Origin of the sequence: Corynebacterium kroppenstedtii, assembly GCF_016894245.1 — a bacterium.
Taxonomy (GTDB): domain Bacteria; phylum Actinomycetota; class Actinomycetes; order Mycobacteriales; family Mycobacteriaceae; genus Corynebacterium.
Window position 1 is genome coordinate 1348430 of the sequence record NZ_CP069792.1, and the last position, 21473, is coordinate 1369902.

19 protein-coding genes are annotated in these 21473 nt (G+C 56.7%); 9 read left to right on the forward strand and 10 right to left on the reverse strand.

The features are described from left to right. The first annotated feature begins 28 nt into the window (after positions 1 to 28). Positions 29 to 1075 (forward strand): tryptophan--tRNA ligase, encoded by a 1047-nt coding sequence (gene trpS / locus I6J23_RS05920; RefSeq protein WP_204581293.1) that lies wholly within the window; start codon positions 29 to 31, stop codon positions 1073 to 1075. Positions 1076 to 1165: 90 nt separating this feature from the next. After that, complete coding sequence (locus I6J23_RS05925; protein ID WP_239454844.1) at positions 1166 to 2281, forward strand: YhjD/YihY/BrkB family envelope integrity protein; 1116 nt, start codon at positions 1166 to 1168, stop codon at positions 2279 to 2281. A 205-nt stretch (positions 2282 to 2486) separates the two neighbouring features. Here I6J23_RS05925 and I6J23_RS05930 read toward each other — a convergent pair whose 3' ends face one another. Together I6J23_RS05930 and I6J23_RS05935 are read right to left on the reverse strand one after the other, a co-directional pair. Further along, positions 2487 to 3356, reverse strand: coding sequence for a hypothetical protein (locus I6J23_RS05930; protein ID WP_204581294.1), 870 nt, complete (start codon positions 3354 to 3356; stop codon positions 2487 to 2489). Between the two features lie 183 nt (positions 3357 to 3539). Next, positions 3540 to 4949, reverse strand: a complete 1410-nt coding sequence (locus I6J23_RS05935; protein WP_204581295.1) for a D-alanyl-D-alanine carboxypeptidase family protein — start codon at positions 4947 to 4949, stop codon at positions 3540 to 3542. A gap of 108 nt (positions 4950 to 5057) precedes the next feature. Here I6J23_RS05935 and I6J23_RS05940 point away from each other — a divergent pair, with 108 nt between their 5' ends. From I6J23_RS05940 to I6J23_RS05955, 4 genes are all read left to right on the forward strand, one after another. Beyond that, the gene (locus I6J23_RS05940; RefSeq protein ID WP_239454845.1) at positions 5058 to 6476 is read left to right on the forward strand and encodes an adenosine deaminase; all 1419 of its coding nucleotides are present in this window, start codon (positions 5058 to 5060) and stop codon (positions 6474 to 6476) included. Positions 6477 to 6705: 229 nt separating this feature from the next. Beyond that, positions 6706 to 7707, forward strand: a complete 1002-nt coding sequence (locus I6J23_RS05945; protein ID WP_204581297.1) for a substrate-binding domain-containing protein — start codon at positions 6706 to 6708, stop codon at positions 7705 to 7707. Positions 7708 to 7799: 92 nt separating this feature from the next. Further along, positions 7800 to 8768: an ABC transporter permease gene (locus tag I6J23_RS05950; protein WP_239455042.1), complete on the forward strand. Its 969-nt coding sequence runs from the start codon at positions 7800 to 7802 to the stop codon at positions 8766 to 8768. Next, on the forward strand, positions 8765 to 9601 hold the full coding sequence (locus I6J23_RS05955) for an ATP-binding cassette domain-containing protein (RefSeq protein WP_204581299.1): 837 nt from the start codon (positions 8765 to 8767) through the stop codon (positions 9599 to 9601). The genes I6J23_RS05950 and I6J23_RS05955 overlap by 4 nt, the downstream gene beginning before the upstream one ends. Before the next feature lie 26 nt (positions 9602 to 9627). On the opposite strand, the gene I6J23_RS05960 is transcribed toward I6J23_RS05955, so the two are convergent. From I6J23_RS05960 to I6J23_RS05970, 3 genes are all read right to left on the reverse strand, one after another. Continuing rightward, entirely contained in the window at positions 9628 to 11064 is a 1437-nt protein-coding gene (locus tag I6J23_RS05960; protein WP_204581300.1) for a hypothetical protein, read from the reverse strand. 63 nt (positions 11065 to 11127) lie between these two features. Beyond that, entirely contained in the window at positions 11128 to 12282 is a 1155-nt protein-coding gene (locus I6J23_RS10720) for a C40 family peptidase (RefSeq protein ID WP_239454846.1), read from the reverse strand. A gap of 3 nt (positions 12283 to 12285) precedes the next feature. Continuing rightward, complete coding sequence (locus I6J23_RS05970; RefSeq protein WP_204581301.1) at positions 12286 to 12642, reverse strand: hypothetical protein; 357 nt, start codon at positions 12640 to 12642, stop codon at positions 12286 to 12288. 122 nt (positions 12643 to 12764) lie between these two features. Between I6J23_RS05970 and upp the strand changes: the two genes are divergently transcribed. Further along, positions 12765 to 13403, forward strand: coding sequence for a uracil phosphoribosyltransferase (gene upp, locus I6J23_RS05975; RefSeq protein ID WP_204581302.1), 639 nt, complete (start codon positions 12765 to 12767; stop codon positions 13401 to 13403). Positions 13404 to 13686: 283 nt separating this feature from the next. Beyond that, positions 13687 to 15093, forward strand: coding sequence for an NAD(P)H-quinone dehydrogenase (locus I6J23_RS05980; protein ID WP_204581303.1), 1407 nt, complete (start codon positions 13687 to 13689; stop codon positions 15091 to 15093). Between the two features lie 79 nt (positions 15094 to 15172). Here I6J23_RS05980 and I6J23_RS05985 read toward each other — a convergent pair whose 3' ends face one another. Further along, a complete protein-coding gene (locus I6J23_RS05985; protein ID WP_204581304.1) occupies positions 15173 to 15712 on the reverse strand; it encodes a hypothetical protein in 540 nt (179 codons plus the stop codon). A gap of 99 nt (positions 15713 to 15811) precedes the next feature. On the opposite strand from I6J23_RS05985, the gene I6J23_RS05990 reads away from it, so the two are divergent. After that, positions 15812 to 15979, forward strand: a complete 168-nt coding sequence (locus I6J23_RS05990) for a hypothetical protein (protein ID WP_204581305.1) — start codon at positions 15812 to 15814, stop codon at positions 15977 to 15979. Positions 15980 to 16074: 95 nt separating this feature from the next. On the opposite strand, the gene I6J23_RS05995 is transcribed toward I6J23_RS05990, so the two are convergent. The 4 genes from I6J23_RS05995 to I6J23_RS06010 form a co-directional block, all read right to left on the reverse strand. Further along, entirely contained in the window at positions 16075 to 16719 is a 645-nt protein-coding gene (locus tag I6J23_RS05995) for a DUF1707 domain-containing protein (protein WP_204581306.1), read from the reverse strand. 96 nt (positions 16720 to 16815) lie between these two features. Beyond that, entirely contained in the window at positions 16816 to 18294 is a 1479-nt protein-coding gene (locus I6J23_RS06000; RefSeq protein WP_239454847.1) for a nucleobase:cation symporter-2 family protein, read from the reverse strand. Positions 18295 to 18354: 60 nt separating this feature from the next. Beyond that, positions 18355 to 20145, reverse strand: coding sequence for an acetyl/propionyl/methylcrotonyl-CoA carboxylase subunit alpha (locus I6J23_RS06005; RefSeq protein WP_204581308.1), 1791 nt, complete (start codon positions 20143 to 20145; stop codon positions 18355 to 18357). Between the two features lie 359 nt (positions 20146 to 20504). Beyond that, positions 20505 to 21383 (reverse strand): sulfurtransferase, encoded by an 879-nt coding sequence (locus I6J23_RS06010; protein WP_204581309.1) that lies wholly within the window; start codon positions 21381 to 21383, stop codon positions 20505 to 20507. Positions 21384 to 21473 lie beyond the last annotated feature (90 nt).

Sequence of the window (21473 nt, forward strand, 5' to 3'; positions counted from 1 at the left end):
GGCTGCGGCAAGAAGTACTGTAAACCCCATGGCTAGTGAGAATGAACAACATAGCGCACAAGGACATAAGGCTCGCGTTGTCTCGGGGCTGCAACCAACGTCAGATTCGTATCATTTAGGTAATTATCTGGGTGCAGTCCGGCAATTCATTAAATTGCAGGATAACTACGATGCTTTTTATTTTATCCCGGATCTTCACGCGATCACCGTGGATCAGGATCCGCAGCAATTGCGAAAGCGTACCTTATCTGGTGTTGCGCAATTGTTGGCTTTGGGTATTGATCCTGAGCGGTCGACGCTTTTCGTGCAGTCTCACGTCCCCGAGCACGCTCAACTCGGGTGGATCATGACATGCCTGACCGGCTTCGGCGAGGCCAGCCGCATGACGCAGTTTAAAGACAAGTCGTCTAAGCAGGGGACTGAGCGGACCAGTGCCGGTTTGTTCGCTTATCCCATGTTGATGGCTGCCGATATTCTGCTGTACAAGCCGGAGCTGGTTCCTGTGGGGGAGGATCAGCGCCAACACATGGAGCTCACCCGAAACTTAGCACAGCGGTTCAATTCTCGGTTTGGGGAAACATTTGTTGTTCCCGACGGTTTTATTCCGGAGGGGGCGGCGAAGATTTACGATCTTCAGGAACCCACGTCGAAAATGTCGAAGTCTGGGTCGAATCCTAAAGGGATTGTTAATTTGCTCGACGATCCAAAAGTGTCGGCAAAGCGAATTCGTTCTGCTGTCACTGATAACGATGCCGAGATCCGCTACGATCGTGACAACAAACCCGGCGTATCGAACCTGCTTGTTATCCAGGGTGCATTGACAGACAAGGATCCCAAGGAACTTGCGGCTCAATACCAGGAATCCGGTGTTGGTTATGGCGAATTGAAGAAGGACACGGCGGAAGCCCTTGAAGCCTTCACGACTCCGCTGAAAGCCCGCTACGAAGAATTCATGTCCGATCGGGCACAATTGGAGAAGATTCTTGCCGACGGCGCAGAGCGTGCCCGCTATGAAGCACACAAAACTTTGCGTAAAGTGCATAAGAAAATTGGGTTTTTGCCAGAAAGCAAATAGCCCTAAGAACAATACGAGAGAACAGAACGAGGCGGAGTCAGCCGCATTTTTGGCTGAATCACAAGCTGAAACCATAAAGGAAGGGCTATTGTGGCTCCAGCGAAAAACGCGGCAGAAAAAGATACCGGGCGAGCGGACGATTACAGCGGCATGGAACGCTCGCACGACGACGAACTGAGCAAAATCGAAAAGGCTCGGCTGCGGTTCCCGTGGTTCGATCACCTCATGCGCATGCAAGACCGGTATAGCGCACAAGGTGGCAACCACTTTGCGGCGGGAATTACCTATTTCTCCGTTTTGTCCCTAATCCCCATTATGTTGATCGTCTTCGCCGGCTTTGGTTTTGTTCTGGCGGGGAACGACGCTGCCATGGACAAAGTTGAGCAGCAGATATTGGATCTTGGCACCAGCGGGCTTAAAGACACATTGCAAACGTTGGTGGACACAGCCGTTGAACGGCGCAGCTCCATTGGTGTTATCGGTCTTTTGACCGCACTGTGGACCGGCCTCGGCTGGATGGGGAACCTCCGTCTCGGCGTCTCTGAGATGTGGAAGGTGAAGATCACCCCGGACAATTTTGTGAAGGGGAAATTATCCGATCTTATCGGCCTGATCGGGCTGTTGGTTGCTTTTATGGTGGCCTTTGTTGTCACCGCTATTGGGTCGTCGAGCCTGACCAAGAAATTCCTGAAGTATATTGAGCTAGATTCAGTGCCGGGAATTCATTTCGTGACGTGGTTGATCGCATTCATTGTTGGTTTGCTCGCCAACTATATTGTGTTTGTTTGGCTGCTGAAGTTCTTGCCGCGGGAAAAAGTGCCCTGGAAATCGGTGCTTCAGGCGGCGATTATCGGGGCAGTCGCGTTTGAGTTGATCAAACAGTTCGGTGCGGTATTCATTTCTGCCACGATGAACAATCCCGCGGCCGCTGCCTTCGGGCCGGTCATCGCCATCATGGTTCTCTTCTACCTGATCTGGCGCGTTGTGCTCTATTGCTCGGCGTGGGCCGCAACAACTCAAGAATCCCGAAAAGTGGTCGACGTTCACACCCCGCCACCGGCGGTCATTTCTATTCGTGGGGCAGAGGTCGAGGAAGAATCGTCGACGACGAAGAAGGCCGGTTTGGTAGGCGTTGGCGCCCTGGTTGGGGCTCTGGCCGTCGGCTCGGCGATGCGTAAAGCGCGCGGTAAGAAGAACGACGCGTAGTAGAGCGGGTACACCGGGTGCGACTGGTACGCCCGCTACGTTGGGCAGGTTTTGGCGGCGTCGATCGTCGTCGGAGATGCCTGGTGAGGCTTTTTAAATCCATATAGCTCTGCGGGGCGCGATGAATATAACCATCGCGCCCCGCAGAACTCATTATCGGGTGATATGGCTGCAGTAGTTACCTGCTGCCTCTACTGCATAGTTTTTACTGTGCGGGTGCCGGGCCCTGGTGGGCAACGCTCGGAGCACCAAGCTGCGTACCAGTGTTAATGAGAACTTGGTCGAACTGATTGACCGTGGATACGACGGCCTGGCGTGTCAGCTGAGCAGTTTCTTGTGCTGCTTGGGCCGCATTCTGGACTGTTCCAACTGCCGTTGCGAATTGGTTACCGGCTACTTGCGCTGCGTCAGAAACGTGGTGGATGACTTCATTGGCTTGAGCCGCCCGAGCATCGATCGATGCCTGCTTCTGTGCAGCGCGGTTGTCGACGGACGCGTGCGCACGGTCGGCTACACCATCGATTGTTTGGTTAGCCGCAGAGACAGCGTTGTCGACGGCGGCACCTGCAGCATTGTGGACAGCAAGTTGAGCACCAGCGAAGTTGTTGGAAGCAGTAGCTGTGCCCTGCGTGACAGTGTCAGCGATGCGTGCACCGACAGGATTGTGGTGGGCCTCTGACTGCTCGCGCACCGAGTTAGCCGCGGTCGCAATACGCGTAGCGGTATCGGCGTTGACCTGTGCCACCGTGTCGTAGGTGCTGGTCAGGGAATCGTAAACCGGGGTGACGACAGTCCCGACGGACTCTCTAGCGTGGCCGTGGATCGCATCGATGCGATCATTTTGTCGCGCAGCTTGAGCAGCGTTGGCTGCAGATTCCTTAGCAGCTTCAGCTTTGACTATCCGGTGAGCATCGTGGTGAGCATTGTCGATTGCCGTCGCGAGTGCGGTGTCAACAGGGTGCTCAGGCATCGACGTGGGGTGCGCCACAGCCACATTAGCGCCACCGAGTACCAAGGCTGCGGACGCCATAATGGCCGCTGACGACGCCGCTACACGACGCGTCCGAGCAGTCATGCCGGAATGAATAGGAGCGGGGGATTCACAAGGGGACAATGTTTTCGTATCCATATTTCACAACATAATCACTGCGACGTTTCAACATAAGCAGAATGCTCAACTTTGTATCAATTGTGATAAAAAAAGAATAAAAATAACGATTTGTTCACGATTTGTGGATCCCGGATATGAGATTAGTTATCACTTCCGGCGTCGCCCGCGCCGCACACTCCAGACCGCAGCGGCAATAACGAGCACGGCAATTCCAGCCGTGATACTAAACGCTTTCGGGTGCCGACGCAGCTCGTTTCCACTCTGTGACGCAGAGTGGTTGTCCTCCGCGCTATTCCCGCTAAAGTTTTCATTCTTCCCCGCTTTCTTGGCAGCAGGGGAGCCAACGAGATACCCCACGGAGTCTTGAACGGGCCACGCTGCATCAAGAAGTCGTGTGGCTTGATCCCAGCCCTTGCCGGCAGCGTTGGTGGCGTTCAGCTCGATGACCGCTAGTTTCCGCCCGTTGCGCTCTGCGCCACCGGAATACGTGTGGCGGGCGTCGTCGGTAAATCCGGTTTTTCCGCCAAAAGCGCCTTCATAGTTGAAGAGCATCTCGTTATCGTTAGAAATTTGGAAACCGGGGTTATCTTGATAGCCAGGGAAATCAACGAGTTTCGTATTGACTATTTCGTTAAACGTTTTGTTGTGGAACGCCTCGCGGTATAGGAGCGCCAAATCGTAGGCGGATGTTTGTAACCCCGGCGCGTCAAGCCCCGAATATGACGTGACTCGCGTGTCCTGCGTACCCAGACTATCAGCCCGTTTTTGCAAGTCAGCCAAAACTTTTTTCTCGCCGCCCAAGGTGCGCATGAGCAGATGGGCACAGTCATTGCCGGACCGCATCAGCAGCCCCTGCAATGCCTGCTTCACCGTATATTTCCCATCCGGGCCAATTCCAGCACGAGAGCCCTCCATATTGGCGTCCTCTTGCGTCGCTGTTAGCACCTTGTCCAGCGGCAAACGATCAATGGCCTCCCGAGCTAATAGCACTTTGAAAATGGAGGCTGGCCGGTACCGCCCATGTGGGTCTTTTGCGGCAATAACATCGCCAGAGTCGACGTCGTAAATAAGCCACGCTCCGACAGTAAGCCGCTCAGGAACCTTAAACCCTTCCGGAACAATAACGCCGCACGACTGTAGTTTCTTACCCCCTTCGGGGTCCCTGTTGATCGGGATAGGGGTGGGGCTGGTGTTGCCGGGGTGGACCGTCTCGGATTCATCGACAGCCGGGGGAGTGTGCTCGCGGAAAGGGCAAGAATCGGTGTGGAGAGTGGGATCGTCGGGCAGTGGCTGGTCGGAAGGCACTTCGAGGGGAATCCAGTTGGGATCAACCGGGCGAGTTGGGGTGGTCTCATCCTGGGCTAAGACGGATACCGAGGGTGCCGACGCCGCAGCGGATGTTGTGGCTGTAGCGGATGTTGTGATTAATGCCGTTCCTGGGAAAAACGAGGTGCAGCCCAGTGCGATGCCCACCGTGCTGGCCTCGATGGTTCGACGTAGAGTGGTTAGCGATGGTGTGTATCGCTGAATGTGGTGGGCAAAGTGCTGGGAAGCCATAATCCAGAATCTTAGGAAAAATTCGGCCCTGGACATATATGACACTTCGGGGTGCCTTAATGTTGTGGCCTCAACGACGTGTCCTCCCCATCGGCTAGCCTGATCCCTATGGCAATGAACGCGCAGAAATCACCGTATTCCGCCAGCATGGGGCCGCGACCATCGATTAGCCCAGATCACAAAACTCTCGATCGCGACACGGTCTCCCAGCTTCCCAAAGTGGAGCTTCATGACCACATTGATGGTGGTCTAAGGCCTTCCACGCTTCTGGACCTTGCTCAGCAATCCGGCTACTCCGGTTTACCGGACGCCATCATGTCTCAGCCTAAGGCCGCGCGTGCTGAAGCTTTAGAGGAATGGTTCCGCACGTCTGCCGAATCAGGGGATCTCCTGTCGTACCTGGAATTATTCGCCCACACCACCGCCGTGATGCAAACGGCCGAAGCTATCGAGCGAGTGACATGTGAAGCTGTTGAAGACCTTGCCCGGGATGGTGTTGTGTATGCCGAACTCCGTTTCGCGCCGGAACAGCACCAAGAGCAGGGGCTAGATCTTCAACATATTGTCGACGCCGCCATTGCCGGCGTTCGCGCTGGTGAGCGGAGTGCTGCCACGGAGGACAACCCGATCGTTGCTCGACTCATTCTGTGCGCGATGAGAAATAACAATCGGTCTACAGAGATCGCGCGCCTCGTCGTTGATAATGCGGGTGATGGGTCCGGATATGTTGTCGGCTTTGATTTGGCAGGCCCGGAAGAAGGGTTCTCGGTCCGTGAGCATGCCGAAGCATTGGAGCTGCTTCGCGAAAACCTCGTCCCCTTCACCATCCACGCGGGCGAAGCTGACGGTGTGGAGTCGATGAAGAACGCATTAGCACTGGGGGCATCACGTATCGGACACGGTGCGCGCATCTACGAGGACTTCGGTGCGTCACTCGAAGGGATCGAACTGGGCCCCGTGGCTGCCCGAGTTCGTGATCGCACCGTGGCCCTGGAGCTCTGCCCGACGTCGAACCGTCAGACCGGCTTGGTCGACTCGCTGGACGATCACCCCTTGTCCCTTTTGTATGAACTGGGTTTTACCTGCACAGTGAACACGGATAATCGGACGGTATCCGGCACCACGATGACCGACGAAATGCTGCTGCTCGGCGAGTATTTCGACTTCGGTTACGACGAGCTGCTGCACTTGACCCTGAACGCGATGGACGCTGCATTCCTCCCCTTGCCAGATCGGCAGCGCTTGGCTAGAGACCTCATCATTCCGGCATATGAGGAACTCGTTGGGGATCCCGATATCCGGGACACCAGCCGAACCGATGGATCCGGTCATGATGACGACGGTGCTGCTGAAGCGAATGATGTGAAGGGGCATTCGCATGACCACGCTCACGGAGCGAATCACGGTCACTCGGGTGCGGGCACCTTAAATATTGATCTGGGAGATTTAGGCCTCGATGATCTTGACGGGCTCGCCGGTCTAGACGGACTGGATTTAGGTGATCGTGGTTCAGACAAGCGTGAATAACTAAGCAGACGTGAGCTACAGGATGCCGGGCGCAAAAGGGGGTAAAAATGACGGTAATCGGTCGCAGCTATCCCTGTTCAGGTTATCTGAATCGTTCAACACCAGCAGAAACAGATTTGACCACCCCCACTGAGGAGGGTGAAATAGCGAGATTGATCAGACATATCCGTTATTCGCACGCGCGGATAACAGGATCTAGCCAGTGACACTAATAAGGATCGGGATACTTGTGCACCACCGTCTTTCTTATACCGTTCGACGGTGTGCCGTCGCCCTCGTAGTCGGTGCCGTAGCTTGTGTGGGCGCAGCATGCTCCTCCACTGGCGGAGCTCCTCGGAGTTCCGGAAACTCCGGTGGAGGCGGGACCGTCGATACTCCCCGGATGACAGTGGCAATGGTCACCCACGGTGCGCCAGGTGATACGTTCTGGGACCTCGTGCGCAAAGGTGCCGAGGACGCGGCAAAAAAAGATAACGTTGACTTCAAGTATTCCTCGGACCCCCAAGCGCCCAACCAGGCGAACCTGGTTCAGAACGCTATCGACTCCAAGGTGGATGGAATCGCTGTTACCATGCCGAACCCGGAGGCCATTGGCCCCGTTGCCAAGAAAGCCGAAGGCGCGAACATTCCGGCAGTTGGGCTGAACGCCGGAATGGACGTCTGGCAGAAGTATGGATTACAAGGATTCTTCGGCCAGGACGAGAAAGTCGCTGGGGAAGCAGTGGGTGACAAGCTCAAAGAACAACGCGCTCAGCACACCTTGTGCGTCATTCATGAGCAAGGCAATTCCAGCCAGGAAGCCCGCTGTGGTGGCATCAAAGACAAGGTGAATACGGAGATCCTCTACGTGAATGGGCAAGACTTGCCATCCGCGCAAGCCACCATCGAATCCAAATTAGCGCAAGACAAGAGTATCGACTGGGTGATGGGGCTGGTTGCGCCGGTCGCTCTCCGCGCGGTGGATTCTGCCCGTGACGCCGGTTCACAGGCTAAGATTGCCACCTTCGACACCAATGCGGAACTGGTGAACGCCATCAAATCGGGAAACGTTCAGTTCGCCGTGGATCAGCAACCATATTTGCAGGGATACATGGCTGTGGACTCGCTGTGGTTGCATAAACGCAACGGAACATCGATCGGAGGGGGCCGTCCTGTGTACTCGGGACCGTCTTTCGTCGACTCCTCCAACGTGGATTCCATTGCGGATGCTGCTAAGGAGGGGCTGCGATGACGACGACTGATGTTCCTTCGGTACCCGCGTCCGAATCCTCGGTACCGACATCCCCTGTACCGGTGCGCCGGCCCTTATGGCAGAGAACCCTCATGAGGCCGGAAGCGGCGTCCATCTTAGGTGCCGTCATTGTCTTCGCCCTGTTCATGGCGGTAGCCCCGTCATTCCGTTCGTTCGCAGCGTTCTCGACAGTCTTATATGCGTCGTCAACCATCGGCATTATGTCCTTGGCCGTTGGCCTACTCATGATCGGTGGCGAGTTTGACCTTTCCTCCGGCGTTGCCGTCACCACGGGAGCGCTGGCTGCGACGATGATGAACTACAACTGGCACCTCAATTCATGGACCGGTGTGGTGTTGTCATTGCTGCTCGCCATCGCGATCGGGACCTTCAACGGTGTTCTGGTGATGAAGACAGGGCTGGACAGTTTCCTCATCACCCTAGCCAGCTTCCTGATGCTTCAAGGCCTCAATTTGGCGATCACCAAGTGGGTCACCAATGCAGTGTCTACGCCGTCAATTTCAGACATGCAGGGTTTCGATAGTGCCAAAAATGTGTTTGCATCGTCCATCACCATCGGCTCGGTATCGGTGAAAATCACGGTGCTGTGGTGGCTTGTCTTCGTCGCTATCGCGACTTACGTTCTGTATTCCACTCGTTTTGGCAATTGGATTTTTGCTGTCGGTGGGGATCATGACTCCGCCCGTGCGCAGGGTATCCCCGTGACTCGGGTCAAAGTCCTCCTCTTCGTCGGGGTATCGGTTGCTGCGTGGTTTGTTGGTATGCACACGCTTTTTGCCTTCGATTCTGTTCAGGCGGGTCAAGGCGTCGGCAATGAGTTTCTGTACATTATCGGCGCTGTCATCGGTGGGGTTTCGATGAAGGGCGGAAAAGGAACCGCGATTGGCACCGCTATCGGCGCGTTCATTTTCGGCATGATCAACCAGGGCATTGTCTATGCGGGGTGGAATCCGGATTGGTTTAAGTTCTTCTTGGGGGCCATGTTACTGCTGGCGGTGCTGTCGAATCGTGCCATGGAGAAAAGGAACAGTACACGATGACTGATACCGCGATGACACCACCAGCAACCCCGGCGGCAGAGTCACCAACCCCGATTCTTGCTCTTGACGACGTCACCAAGGCGTACGGGACGCATGTAGCGCTCTCGCATATGACACTGTCCGTCTATGCTGGCGAGGTGACCTGCGTGCTCGGGGACAATGGCGCCGGTAAGTCGACGCTCATCAAGACGTTATCGGGTCTACACAAACCCACCCAGGGGCGTGTTCTTATCGACGGCGAGACCGTGGCGCTGAAGTCCCCAAAAGATGCAATCGCCCGAGGTATTTCCACTGTTTTCCAGGATTTGGCAGTGGTACCGGATATGCCGGTATGGCGCAATTTCTATCTCGGGCATGAGGTGGTTCGTGGGCCGAACTGGCTGGGTATGGTTGCTCCCTTGGACGCCGAGCATATGAAGACAACCACAGATAGTGCTTTGAAGTCGATGGGTATTGATTTACCCGACGTGACAGTGCCGATTTCGACGTTGTCCGGTGGGCAGCGTCAGGTTGTGGCGATCGCCCGAGCGGTTCACTTTGGGGCGCGGGCGATCATCCTGGATGAGCCGACGGCCGCGCTGGGCGTGAAACAATCGGGCATGGTTCTGCGTTTTGTTCAGCAGGCGAAGGCACGGGGACTGGGCGTTATCTTGATTACCCACAATCCCCACCACGCCTATTTAGTGGGAGACCACTTCGTGTTGTTGGGGCATGGACGGATGCAGCTGGATGCGGGCCGCCAGGACGTCACGTTGGAGCAGCTCACCGCGCAAATGGCTGGCGGTGAGGAGCTCGAATCCTTATCTCACGAGCTCGGACAGGTCCGAGCCTAGTTCGCGCGTGGGTTGTAGGTCCGCGCCTAGGACTTGCTGAACCGTTCGCTCAACGTTTCCTCCAGACGACGCCATCCGTCGGCCTCGGTGTCATACGGCGCCGAGGGAAGGTAATTCGACGACGTCCCCAGCATGTATGAGATGTATTCCTGCAGCTCGGGTACGGCGAGGAGCACGGAGTTCACGGCGTCGTCTTCTGCCCAGTCGGAGGCGTCGGCAATGACCTCGTAGGCCTGGCCGAGCTGGTCAGTGTCGACCGCGTTGGGGCCTTTAGCAATGGATTCCGCCAAGTTGGTGAAGACGTAGTTGTTGGTGGGGTGCGTTTCTACTTTGAGCTCACCGACGTTAGCTTTGTCGACAAGTTCTCCCCAGGTGGAGACAGTCGTCAGGTCGTGGTCCTTGTGGTCAACGATCCAGCGGGTGAGGGCGCGTCCAGATGTAAATGTGTAAATCTGGCCGAATTTGCCGAGGAACACGGGGCGGTCATTGATGTAACACCGCAGTGTGTAAAGAGTCCGTCCACCCATGACGATCGTGATCGGATCAATGCCGACGGACGCCCAAATGGTGGAGTCATAGGGGTCGGTGGCCGGTGTAGAGCTGGCCTCATCGTTCTCTGCCTGCGAGGCACGTTCCGCGGCGACCTCTTTTTCGTGGTCCTCGCGTGCAGCAATAGCGTCGTCGATGCTGCGCTGGGCATTGTCGATGGAACCCGTGGGATTGTTCCCCGGAATGGTAGGAGTGACAAAGACAGGAGCAGTGCGCGTTCCAGTTGCGCCGGCGTTGCCTGCTGCGTCGCCGGTCGGCGCGCCGACGGGGACACTTGTGCAGGTAGACGATACGGCGGAAGCATCACCTGCTGCGCTGGTGGTGGCGGAGAAACCCCCAGCGGCACTGTAGTCGGCGTCCTCGTCATTCACGGCTTCATTGTCGAGGGCGTCGAGGACGGAGCCCCAGTTGGACAGAATTGTTTGGCCGATGGCAGACCATTCACCATTGCCGTCGTCTCCGGTGAAGTGTTCAGCTCCTCGGCTAAGGTTGGACAACAGCGAATAGCTGTTGAAGAACCCGTTGATGCTGTCGATTCCGCAGACCCGACCGAGGGAGCGCGCCATTGCGAGGTTTCGCTCTACTTTGTCGACGGAGGCATAGCTGGGCTTCTCAGCCAGCATGGCGGGAACGGCGACCAGGTCGTAGACGTGGCGGGGTGTGGGCACAGCCTGTGATTCTGCGTCCTTATGAAGGAATGCGCGCCATTTGGGATGTTCGGCGAGGTCGATGGGGGCGCCGGAGTTGAGATACGCCAAAAGTTCGGCGGGCGAGGTGAAGAAGTAGAGGCTATCGTCTGAACCGAGAAACGCCTGCCATTCTTCACCGTTCTCTTTCCAGGACGGTGCCCATAGGGTGTAGTACGTTCCGCTGGTCAGTTCCAGTTGGACTGGGATTATGCTCTCGGTGGCCATGACCCCTCATCGTAGCGTGCTTTATCGTTAGTGCTAACAGGTTGGGTGCGTTAGTGCCGGTACTTACCCGGTGGGCCGGTAGAAGCCGAGGAAGTTCATCCCCATGTTGGTGGTTCGCAGGGGTGAGGTTTGGACGGGATCACCTGCTTCTATCATCATGCCGTCACCGGCATACATGGCGACGTGCCCGTCCCACACCACAAGATCACCAGGGAGAAGTTGATCGTGGGTAACCGGGGTGCCGACGGTTTGCGCCTCGGCAAGCCGCGGAATATCCACTCCCGCTTGGGCATAGGCCCAGTGGGTGAGTCCTGAGCAGTCAAGACCGACGCCGGGTGTGTTTCCTCCCCATTGGTACGGGGTTCCGATGGCACTGCGCGCGGCCTCTACCGCTTGCTGTGCTTGAGGCGAGGCCCCGCTGGCCGCCGCATGTGATGGTGGTGGAGGCGCAGCCGATGGTGACGGTGGCTGGGCGACCGTTACGTGGTCGCCCAGCGATGATGCTGCCGCCCCCGGTGACGCGGTCACATCATTCGCAGCGATAGATGCCGGTGAGGCCACGGCAGGGGCCGTGTCGGATTTCTGTGGCGAATCGGGCGGTATGTTCACCTCGCATTGTGGGAAGGCAGGTGACGGTTTCTCGAGTAACCGCTGAAGTGTTGCACCATCGCGTTCGAGTTCGGAATTGATGCGGTCTGCTGCCTTATCGGCTTCGTGTCGTGCTTCGGCGGAGGCCTCTTTCAATGCCGGTAGGATCCCGGTTCCGGGTTGTAAGGGAATGGGGCCCATGAGAATGGGGATGCTCATGCTTCCAGTGAGCAAAGATGTCGCGGTCGTGAGATATCGGTTAGCAATACCGGAGATGTCGAGCGCGCCCGTGATAATGGTGTTGGCGATGTGGATGCTGGCGTGTGACGCCTCCTCGGCCGAGCGTCGGAGCGATTCCCCGCCGGCGCTGGTCCGGCCCAGTCCGTCGTTCCACACATTCCCTGCCTCGCCGACCAGGGCACTATCAATAGTGGACGTGCTCTCTTTCCATGGTCCAGATAGCATCGCACCGAGTTCGCGATGCGTAGCGTCGAAAAGTGGGTAGTGGTGAGTGAAATCTGGCAGTGGCGTCTCGGGGGTGATCGGGAGTAAAGACGTGATGTAGTGAACAGTATCTTCAATGAGCGCTGCGGCCTCGGACGATACGGGCGAACCAATAAACGAAGGCATGAGTTACCGCTGCCCTTCCTCGGGATTACCTGGAATCGCGCCGGTCAGTGTGTTCATACGCATGGCAGCAACCGTGTCAGAGTGATCGACGGCATCGGCTAGTGCCCGCGTGCCCCGCGAGATCGATAACAGTGATTCGTTAAGCTGCCCCAATTCGTGCCTGAGACGGTCATGGTTTTGCCCCAACAGCTCGAGAGCGCGCTGAAGAGCCGGTATGTGAGTAGAACACCTGGCAAAGTCCGGGGGATGGGCCTCATGGCCGTCGCGAAGGTGGCTGACAGTATCTGCGCAGCCGGCCACTTGATCGGCCGCCGTGCGTAAAGCGTCAGGTCGGGCGGCAATAGAGCCTGTCTCCATCATTGCGGTGTCCTCCTGATGTATTGGACGTGCCAGGTGTACCTGGTGAGATATCTGATGTATGTCGTGCGGTGGGGTTAGACGCGTGAGTTCCGTTATGGTTCCCCACAGGTAAGCTGGTTTTTATGGAGATTAGGGTCGTTGATCATCCGTTGGTGTCGTCGAGGCTGACCATCATGCGCGATAAGCGCAGTACAAATGATGTTTTTCGCGCGGCGTTGTCAGATTTAGGCACGATGCTGGTGTATGAGGCCAGCCGAGATCTTGCAGTGGATACCTTCCCCGTGTCCACCCCGGTAGACCAGGCTGATGGATTCCGCCTGACCGAGCCCCCAATTATCGTTCCGATTATCCGCGCCGGGCTTGGCATGGTGGACCCAGCATTGTCCATGATTCCCGACGCCCAAGTGGGGTTCGTCGGGCTGGCTCGTGACGAGGAGACGCACAAGCCGGTGCCCTATTTGGAGGCGCTGCCGGATGACCTCGCCGGCCGCCCCGTTTTCCTTGTTGATCCCATGTTGGCGACGGGTGGTTCGCTGCTTCACGCGATCCGTCTGCTGGCCAGCCGGGGCGCGGACGATATCACCTGTATCTGCATGGTGGCTGCCGAACCGGGGGTGCAGGCGTTGAAGAATGCCGATCTTCCAGTCACGCGGTTGGTTACAGCGACGATTGATCCGTCGTTGAATGAGAATGCCTACATTGTCCCCGGTCTAGGCGACGCCGGCGATCGTTTGTATGGTCCGCGCAACATCGATCTGTAGCTATGGGGTCGACCCGTAGGTGCTCAGTCGCGACGGCTTACCCCTCTTTGTGGCGTCGGGGGTGTCTGCTTTTAGGGTGAACCAGGGTTTTGTGTGGGGTTTAGTTTATTCTGAAAGAGACGAGCTGCGCCTTGACGACGGCCGTAGTGAGCCTCGCACATGCGACTGACATAAAACCTAAGCGAGCAAGTACTGCTTGGACTTTTGACGTGTGCCGGGTTCGGTCCTTGTCTCTGGGCGCTGAGTATGCCCCTGAAACATCATCACATCGAGGAGCGAACTGGTGGCTAAACGGATCGTGATTATCGGCGGAGGCCCGGCAGGCTATGAAGCCGCATTAGCAGGTGCGAAATATGGGGCGGAGGTCACGGTCGTTGAGGATCAGGGCATGGGGGGATCATGTGTTCTGCACGACTGCGTACCGTCGAAGAGCTTTATAGCCGCCACGGGTATTCGCACAGATATGCGCCGGGCGGACGCGATGGGCTTCCACGCAGGTTACGACGGCAAGCGGCTGCCGTATGCGGAAGTGAACAAACGTGTTAAGCATCTGGCTAAAACCCAGTCGGATGACGTGCAACGGCAAATGATCGCCTCGGAGATTCGTCTGATTCCTGGTACGGCCAGATTGAACGATTATGAGCCGGGCCGTACGATTCACCGCGTTTTGGTGGAGCAGGCCGATGGTTCGGAAGAAACAATCGAATGTGACCTTGTTCTCTTGGCGACGGGGGCCACGCCTCGTATCCTTCCCGGCGCGAAACCCGATGGTAACCGCATCCTCACCTGGCGTCAGATTTATGACCTGGAGGAGGTGCCGGAACATCTCATTGTTGTCGGGTCTGGTGTGACAGGCGCAGAATTTGTGTCGGCGTTCACAGAACTGGGGGTAGAGGTCACGATGGTGGCCTCGGGGGATCAAATTCTTCCGCATGAGGATTCAGACGCTGCGCGCGTATTGGAAAATGTGCTGGATGAGCGTGGCGTTCACCTGGTCAAGCGTGGCCGGTGTAGGGCCGTAGAGTACACCGATAACGGGATCAAGGTTATTCTTAACGACGGGCGTGAAGTGGAGGGGTCTCACGCGTTGATGACCGTTGGTTCTGTGCCGAATACGCGCGATTTGGGGCTCGACAAGGTGGGGGTTGACCTCACACGTTCGGGCCACATCAAGGTCGACCGTGTGTCCAGGACGTCGGTACCTGGCATTTATGCGGCGGGGGACTGCACTGACTTGTTCCCGCTGGCGTCCGTTGCCGCTATGCAGGGACGCATTGCTATGTATCACGCTCTGGGTGAAGGTGTCACGCCGATTCGGTTGCGGACGGTGGCGTCGGCAGTGTTTACCCGCCCTGAGCTGGCAACGGTGGGGGTTTCCCAGAAACAAATTGAGTCAGGGGAAGTGTCGGCGCGAATTGAGACATATTCGCTAAAGGGCAATCCGCGGGCGAAGATGCGGTCCCTTAACCATGGTTTTGTCAAGGTTTTCTGTCGCAAGAACTCCGGCATAGTCATTGGTGGTGTGGTGGTCGCCCCATCGGCGTCTGAATTGATCTTGCCGATCGCTATTGCGGTGACGAACCGGTTAACCGTGGAGGACCTGAGCCGGACGTTCTCTGTGTACCCGTCATTATCAGGTTCGGTGACAGAGGCTGCGCGTCACTTAGTCGCTCACGACGACCTGGATTAACGCCGGCATCCGGGGCTTTGCCTTAGAGGCGTGGGCGGGCTCCCGTGTGAAACATAAGCCCGCGCACCATGAAGCCCCGTTAAATGAGGGTGACGGTGAGCCCGAGGTAGCCTTCGGCCCATCGTTTGATCGTTCCCTCGGCTTCCTTAACAGCATCGCCGACAGTTTTCTTCTCTGCGTCCGGTTCATTAGGAACGACGCGCGTGGGGTCGCCCGCGGGGCGAATCGAAAGAGTTGCATGCGTGGCCTTGGGGGCACTGTGCACACTATCGCTCGGTGCACCATCGCTCACTGCACCACCATTTGGGCCTGCGCTGTCCTCGGACGGATCCACAATGATACCGTCGTCGGAAAAAAGGATGGCCTCGGCGAGCATTTCGACCTGTGTTTGTTCACACACTGCCCAGGACAGCGCTGTCCCCGTCAACCATTGATTGCGACGAAGTTCTATAAAGCTCTCATCAATTGCGTTGCCGGGATTGCCATGAGAAGCGGAACTATCCTGAGAATGATCCGCCCAGTCGGCAGCTAGCGTCAGAGCTGGGACGTCGTTAATGCGGTCATCGGCGGACAAAGGGCGCAGATAAAAGCGGCCACCGTTCAATTGCATGGGTTCCATGAGAGTCAATTTTAGGAGGCAGTGTGAAGCTCAGCGTAGCGTCGTCGAGTGACATTGAGCGCATGGTGAGACCAAACGTTATTTGTAGCAGCTTTTAGTATGGCAATGCTCCTTACCGCCTTTACCAGTGGGGTCAGGAATATCGACAAATCAGGCATTTTTGGCGCTGCGTATTTTTCCGCCATTAATGACGGTAGCGGGACATATCCAATTCAATTCGGCGCCAGAATTTACTTCAACCTCATCGCCTATACACGGTGGTTGTAGTTTTCTTGTTCCTTTTGCTTTTTGCTATCCGCAGATTCATGGTGCCACCCGCTAAGAGCATGAGCATGGAAGGCTACAAGCGCGAGCATAAAAGTCTACAAGCGGCGTCGGCGAGTAGAAATTCCCTTCGCAGACTTCATCACAGTGTGCGCAAAATCCATGGCGGAACCCATCGCTTCGTGTTGGATTTCCCGCCGACGTTGTTTCTGTTCTAGCTGCAGCTTCCGGCGCTCCAACTCCAGTTCTTCCTTTTGCAGCCGCAACTGATCGCGCTCCATTCGCTTCGCTTGACGAATCCGCGACGCGGTATGCCACGATTCCGGCCCAATCTTCATGATGTACAAAAGAATGAAAATCAGGGGAATCAAAAACAAAATTGGTGCCAACGCGCTACTAATTGCGACGGGAATAGCCAGGAGCGTTGATGACCCCAGTAATAACCCTAACCGGATATTCCGCCCGTACGACGCTGGAGGAAGTACAGTGCCATCGGACAACGTCACCAGCGATTGAGAGCCCTTCGTGACGGTTGCAGACGGAAGGCCGGGCAAGTCTGTGAACAGGGCATTTAAGTCCTCATTGCTCAGCGCAGCAGAGGCTGCCGACACCCTCTGGTCATATTCGTCAATCGTCAAACGGCCTTGCGAGAAGTGGATGCCCAATAACTCGATGGCATGCTGGCGATCCTCATCGCTTACTCGGTAGGTGCCCGAAGGGAAAGGCCCCGTGTTGGTAGGCATCCGAAGCGCTCCTTGGTGTCATCGGCGTCGTCACTGGTGGGGAAACCGGAGCTCATGCGCCGGACATCCCCTTATCTCTCAGGATAGCGGTACACGTCAAGATTGCGCAGCGGGATGATCACCGAAGCCGTCATCGTTAGCATCGGCTAGGCCATGGGATGACCCGCGCGGCGTGTCATGAGCCGTCGTGCCATCTTTGTGCGATGCGGGGGCCCGCGTACCGGTATTAAACATCAGGTTCAACACAATGGCAGCAACTGACCCAATGCAAATCCCGGACCCCAAGAAAGTCTGGGCCCACGCCGGCATCTGGGAAAACAACGTTGGGGACGTCGCCGGTAAGAGTGCTAGCGCTAACGGAATGGCGACGACCACAATGTTCGACGAATTAAATCGGACCGTAGATAAGGTCCGCACCCCCGACGCCGCCACCATTCCGAATAACGCAATACCAGCGCCACCTAACACGGGTGCCGGAATAGCGGCCACCACGGACGCGGTCTTTGGGATCACACCGAGGACAATCAACATCCCGCCGGCAACCGACGTCACCCACCGCGACCGCACACCAGTAATCGACAGCACGCCAATATTTTGGGCAAACGCGGTGTACTGGAACGTGTTGAAGACACCACCCAGCACAGTGGCAGCTCCGTCGGCACGGAGGCCGTCGGCTATTCTCTTGTCGTTAATGCGTGATTCGGTGATCTCCCCAATGGCTACGATGTCACCGGTGGCCTCCACCATGGTGACCAGGGAAACGATGCACATTGCGCCGATGGCCGACGGAATAAAATGCGGCGCGCCAAAATAAAACGGCTGTGTGGCCCCGATCCACCGCGCGGACGTCGTGGAATCCCAGTTCACCATTCCCAGCGGAATACATGCCACCAGGCCGGATAGCATCCCCACCAATACAGAAATACGGGCAAGCCACGCGGGCCCCCAACGCTCAATCACGAGGATTAACACCAAGACGAAAGTAGCGATAAGCAGGTTCTTGCCTGTACCGAACTTGTGGGTGCCTTTCGCCTCGGACCCGCCACCAATCCATTCGGCAGCCACTGGCATGAGAGTCGACCCAATAATCAATAGCACAGTTCCCGTGACCAGGGGCGGGAAGAGCCGTAACAAGCTAGAAAACAGCGGCGCGAAAATGATCATGAACAGACCGGAGGCAATCACCGATCCGTAGATGGCAGGCAGACCATAGTGTGACCCGATACTCACCATAGGGATTGCTGCAGAGAAGGTACACCCTTGGATTAGGGGCAGGCGGACACCGAACCGCCATAGACCGACAGACTGCACGATTGTTGCGATGCCCGCGACGAAGAGATCGGCGGCGATTAAGTGCGGAATGTCTGCCGATGACATCCGGCCGGCATCAACTAACGCATAGCCAACAAAAAGAGGCACAGCCACCGCACCCGCGTAGGCTGCTAGCACATGCTGGAAACCTAGGATGAGTGCTCTGACTGTGCCAGGCCAGGCGTCGACGGCGATTGCTTGGCCCGATGGGTTGGGGGAGTGGTTAGAATCCGAGCGTGATGTGGTGTTAGCAGGGGAGCTCACACACACTTAGGTTAGTCATGCACCCCCTGTCCACGTTCACTGCCCGCAGACCTCCACCGCCTACTTGAGCTCCATCAGCGGATCTCCCTTGGAGACACCCTTGCCCTCTTCCACGTCCAATCCAGTTACCGTACCGGACTTCGTGGCCTTCACAGGGTTCTCCATCTTCATGGCCTCCAGGACGACGACAGTCTCGCCTTCCTGGACTTCCTGGCCTTCCTCAACATTGACCTTGATAATGGTTCCCTGCATCGGGGCCACAACGGCATCGCCCGACACGGCCTTGCCGCCACCGCGACGCTTCTTTGACTTCTTCTTCTTAGCGCCCCCATTACCGCCACCAAGTGCCAGATCCCCCGGCAGCGCAACCTCAACCCGTCGGCCGTCGATTTCTACAACAACCTTCTGGGACGGGGTGGTGTCCTCATCCGCATCGGTGTCACCCGCGTACGGCTCGATGGGGTTGGTCTCCATCCACTCTTGCTCAATCCACTTTGTGTAAATATCGAAGGAGGAGCCGTCGCCCACAAAGGCAGGGTTCTTTACAATGTGGCGGTCGAACGGAATAACCGTCGCCAAGCCTTCAACCTGGTACTCGTCTAGAGCACGGGCTGAGCGGGCAAGCGCCTGGTCGCGATCCTTACCCCACACGATGAGTTTGGCCAGCATCGAGTCAAACTGGCCACCAATGACTTCGCCCTCATTAATGCCGGAATCCATACGGACACCCGGGCCAGAAGGCTCAACATACTTCGTGACCGTACCGGGAGCCGGCATGAAGTTGCTGCCCGGATCCTCACCATTAATACGGAATTCAATGGCGTGGCCATTCGGAATAGGATCTTCCTTGCGCGACAATTCCTTACCCTCAGCGATGCGGAACTGCTCTTGGACAAGATCCCACCCGGTTACTTCTTCCGACACGGGGTGCTCCACCTGCAAACGGGTGTTCACCTCAAGGAAGGAAATCAGGCCATCGTCGGCAACCATGTACTCCACGGTGCCAGCGCCGTAGTACCCAGCCTCACGGCAAATATCCTTCGCAGACTGGTGCAAACGCTCATTTTGCTCATCCGTCAAGAAGGGGGCGGGTGCCTCCTCGACGAGTTTCTGGAAACGACGCTGCAACGAGCAGTCACGGGTGGAGACCACCACGTAGTTGCCATGCATGTCCGCCACTACCTGGCATTCCACGTGACGAGCCTTATCCAGATACCGCTCCACGAAGCACTCTGACCTACCGAACGCTGCCATGGACTCACGAACAGCGGAGTCGTAGAGATCACGAACCTCATCCAAGCTGTGAGCGACCTTCATACCACGGCCACCACCACCAAACGCCGCCTTAATCGCAATGGGAAGCCCATGCTCCTTGGCGAACGCGACAACCTCGTCCGCATCCTTGACGGGTTCCTTCGTCCCCGGAGCCATAGGAGCGTTAGCAGCAAGTGCGATATGACGAGCCGTCACCTTGTCGCCCAGCTTCCGAATTGATTCAGGAGACGGACCGATCCAGATTAAGCCAGCATTCTCGACGGCCTCCGCGAAGTCACCGTTCTCGGACAAGAAGCCATAACCGGGGTGAATCGCATTCGCGCCCGATTTCTTCGCCGCGTCCAAAATCTTGTCGAAATTCAAGTAAGAATCCGCAGATGTTTGGCCGCCCAGTGCGAAGGCTTCGTCGGCAAGATGAACGAAAGGCGCCTCGGCATCAGGTTCGGCATACACCGCGACGCTGGGGATTCCAGCATCCTTCGCGGCGCGGATCACACGAACCGCGATCTCACCACGGTTGGCGACGAGAACTTTGGTGATTTTTTTGGTCTCGATTGTCTTACTGTCGGCGGACACGAAACCCTCCTGTATTCGCTGTGCAACTCTCGGCTGGTGTACATCGGTAGTCGGTCACGCGGGCAGGCCAGGGCTGGTAAACGATGTCAACACCCCATCATCAGGGCTCAAAGGTGCTCGCTGTCCAGTCAAGCGTGGGCGAACTCGCTGTAATCGTGTCCAGATGCACATATTCAATGGACAGCTTCAATTGTGGCACAGTGGTGACGAAGAACTGTGAACTTTAGCGGCTGTATTGCCCTCATTGGGGGGAATGATGAGGAAATAGCCAGTAACTGCACCACGTTAAATGCAAAATAAGTTCACTATGAATATCAATAAGGGGTAAATGTGGGGGTGGTAGCGATACGCGCTCTACATCAGAGTGGGCGGTCACCCCGGGCGATCGGCATCCCGACCATATTTCCCCACTCAGCCCACGAGCCGTAATAGCTCTTCACGTCGTCCCAACCCAACAAATAACGCAACACGAACCATGTATGGGCACTGCGCTCACCCGTCACACAATAGGTCACCGTCGGGTTCGACGAATCCAGCGTCCCAAAAATCTCCCGCAATTCATCCATGCTGCGGAAATTGCTATTCGGATACACCGTTGAGTCCCACGGGATATTCACCGCGCCGGGAATGTGGCCCGTCCGCAGCGTCAACTTCGCGGTTGAGGAAGAGGCGTCGTCGGAGGTTCCGCCACGGTATTCCTCGGGTGTTCGGACGTCGATAAGCTGGGATGATTCGTAGGATCCGCGCAAATCATCCACGGAGATCAGCCCGGTCGTGCACCTATCTGGTACGGGGTATGTGGATTCCGGGTTCTCTGGGACGGCGAATGTTGTTTCCCGCTCGGCCCTGATCCACGCGTCCCGACCGCCGTTAAGCAGGCGGACATCCGGGTGCCCATAGAGTGTGAAAACCCAGAACGCGAAGGCTGCCCACCAGTTGGAATGGTCTCCATAAATGATGACCGTATCTTCTCGGTGGATCCCTTTATCGCGCATCAATTGTGCAAACGCTTCGGGGGAAATGACGTTTCTGGTTATCGGATCGGACAGGTCCCGACGCCAATCAATACGAATAGCCGTGGGAATGTGGCCGAGATCGTAGAGCAAACTGTCTTCGTCCGATTCGACGACGCGAACGTCGGGGGTGCCCAATTTTGCCCCCAACCATTGTGAGGTAACAACTTTTTCCGGGTGGGCGTAATCCTGAAGTAATGGGTGGGGGTCAAGTGGCGCGGCCATGGTTCCCAATCCTATAAGAAACCGGGGGTGGGGGAAGTGGACAGTGGGTAGCTATCCCTTCTATGCAAGTAACTGCGGTGCAATATAACC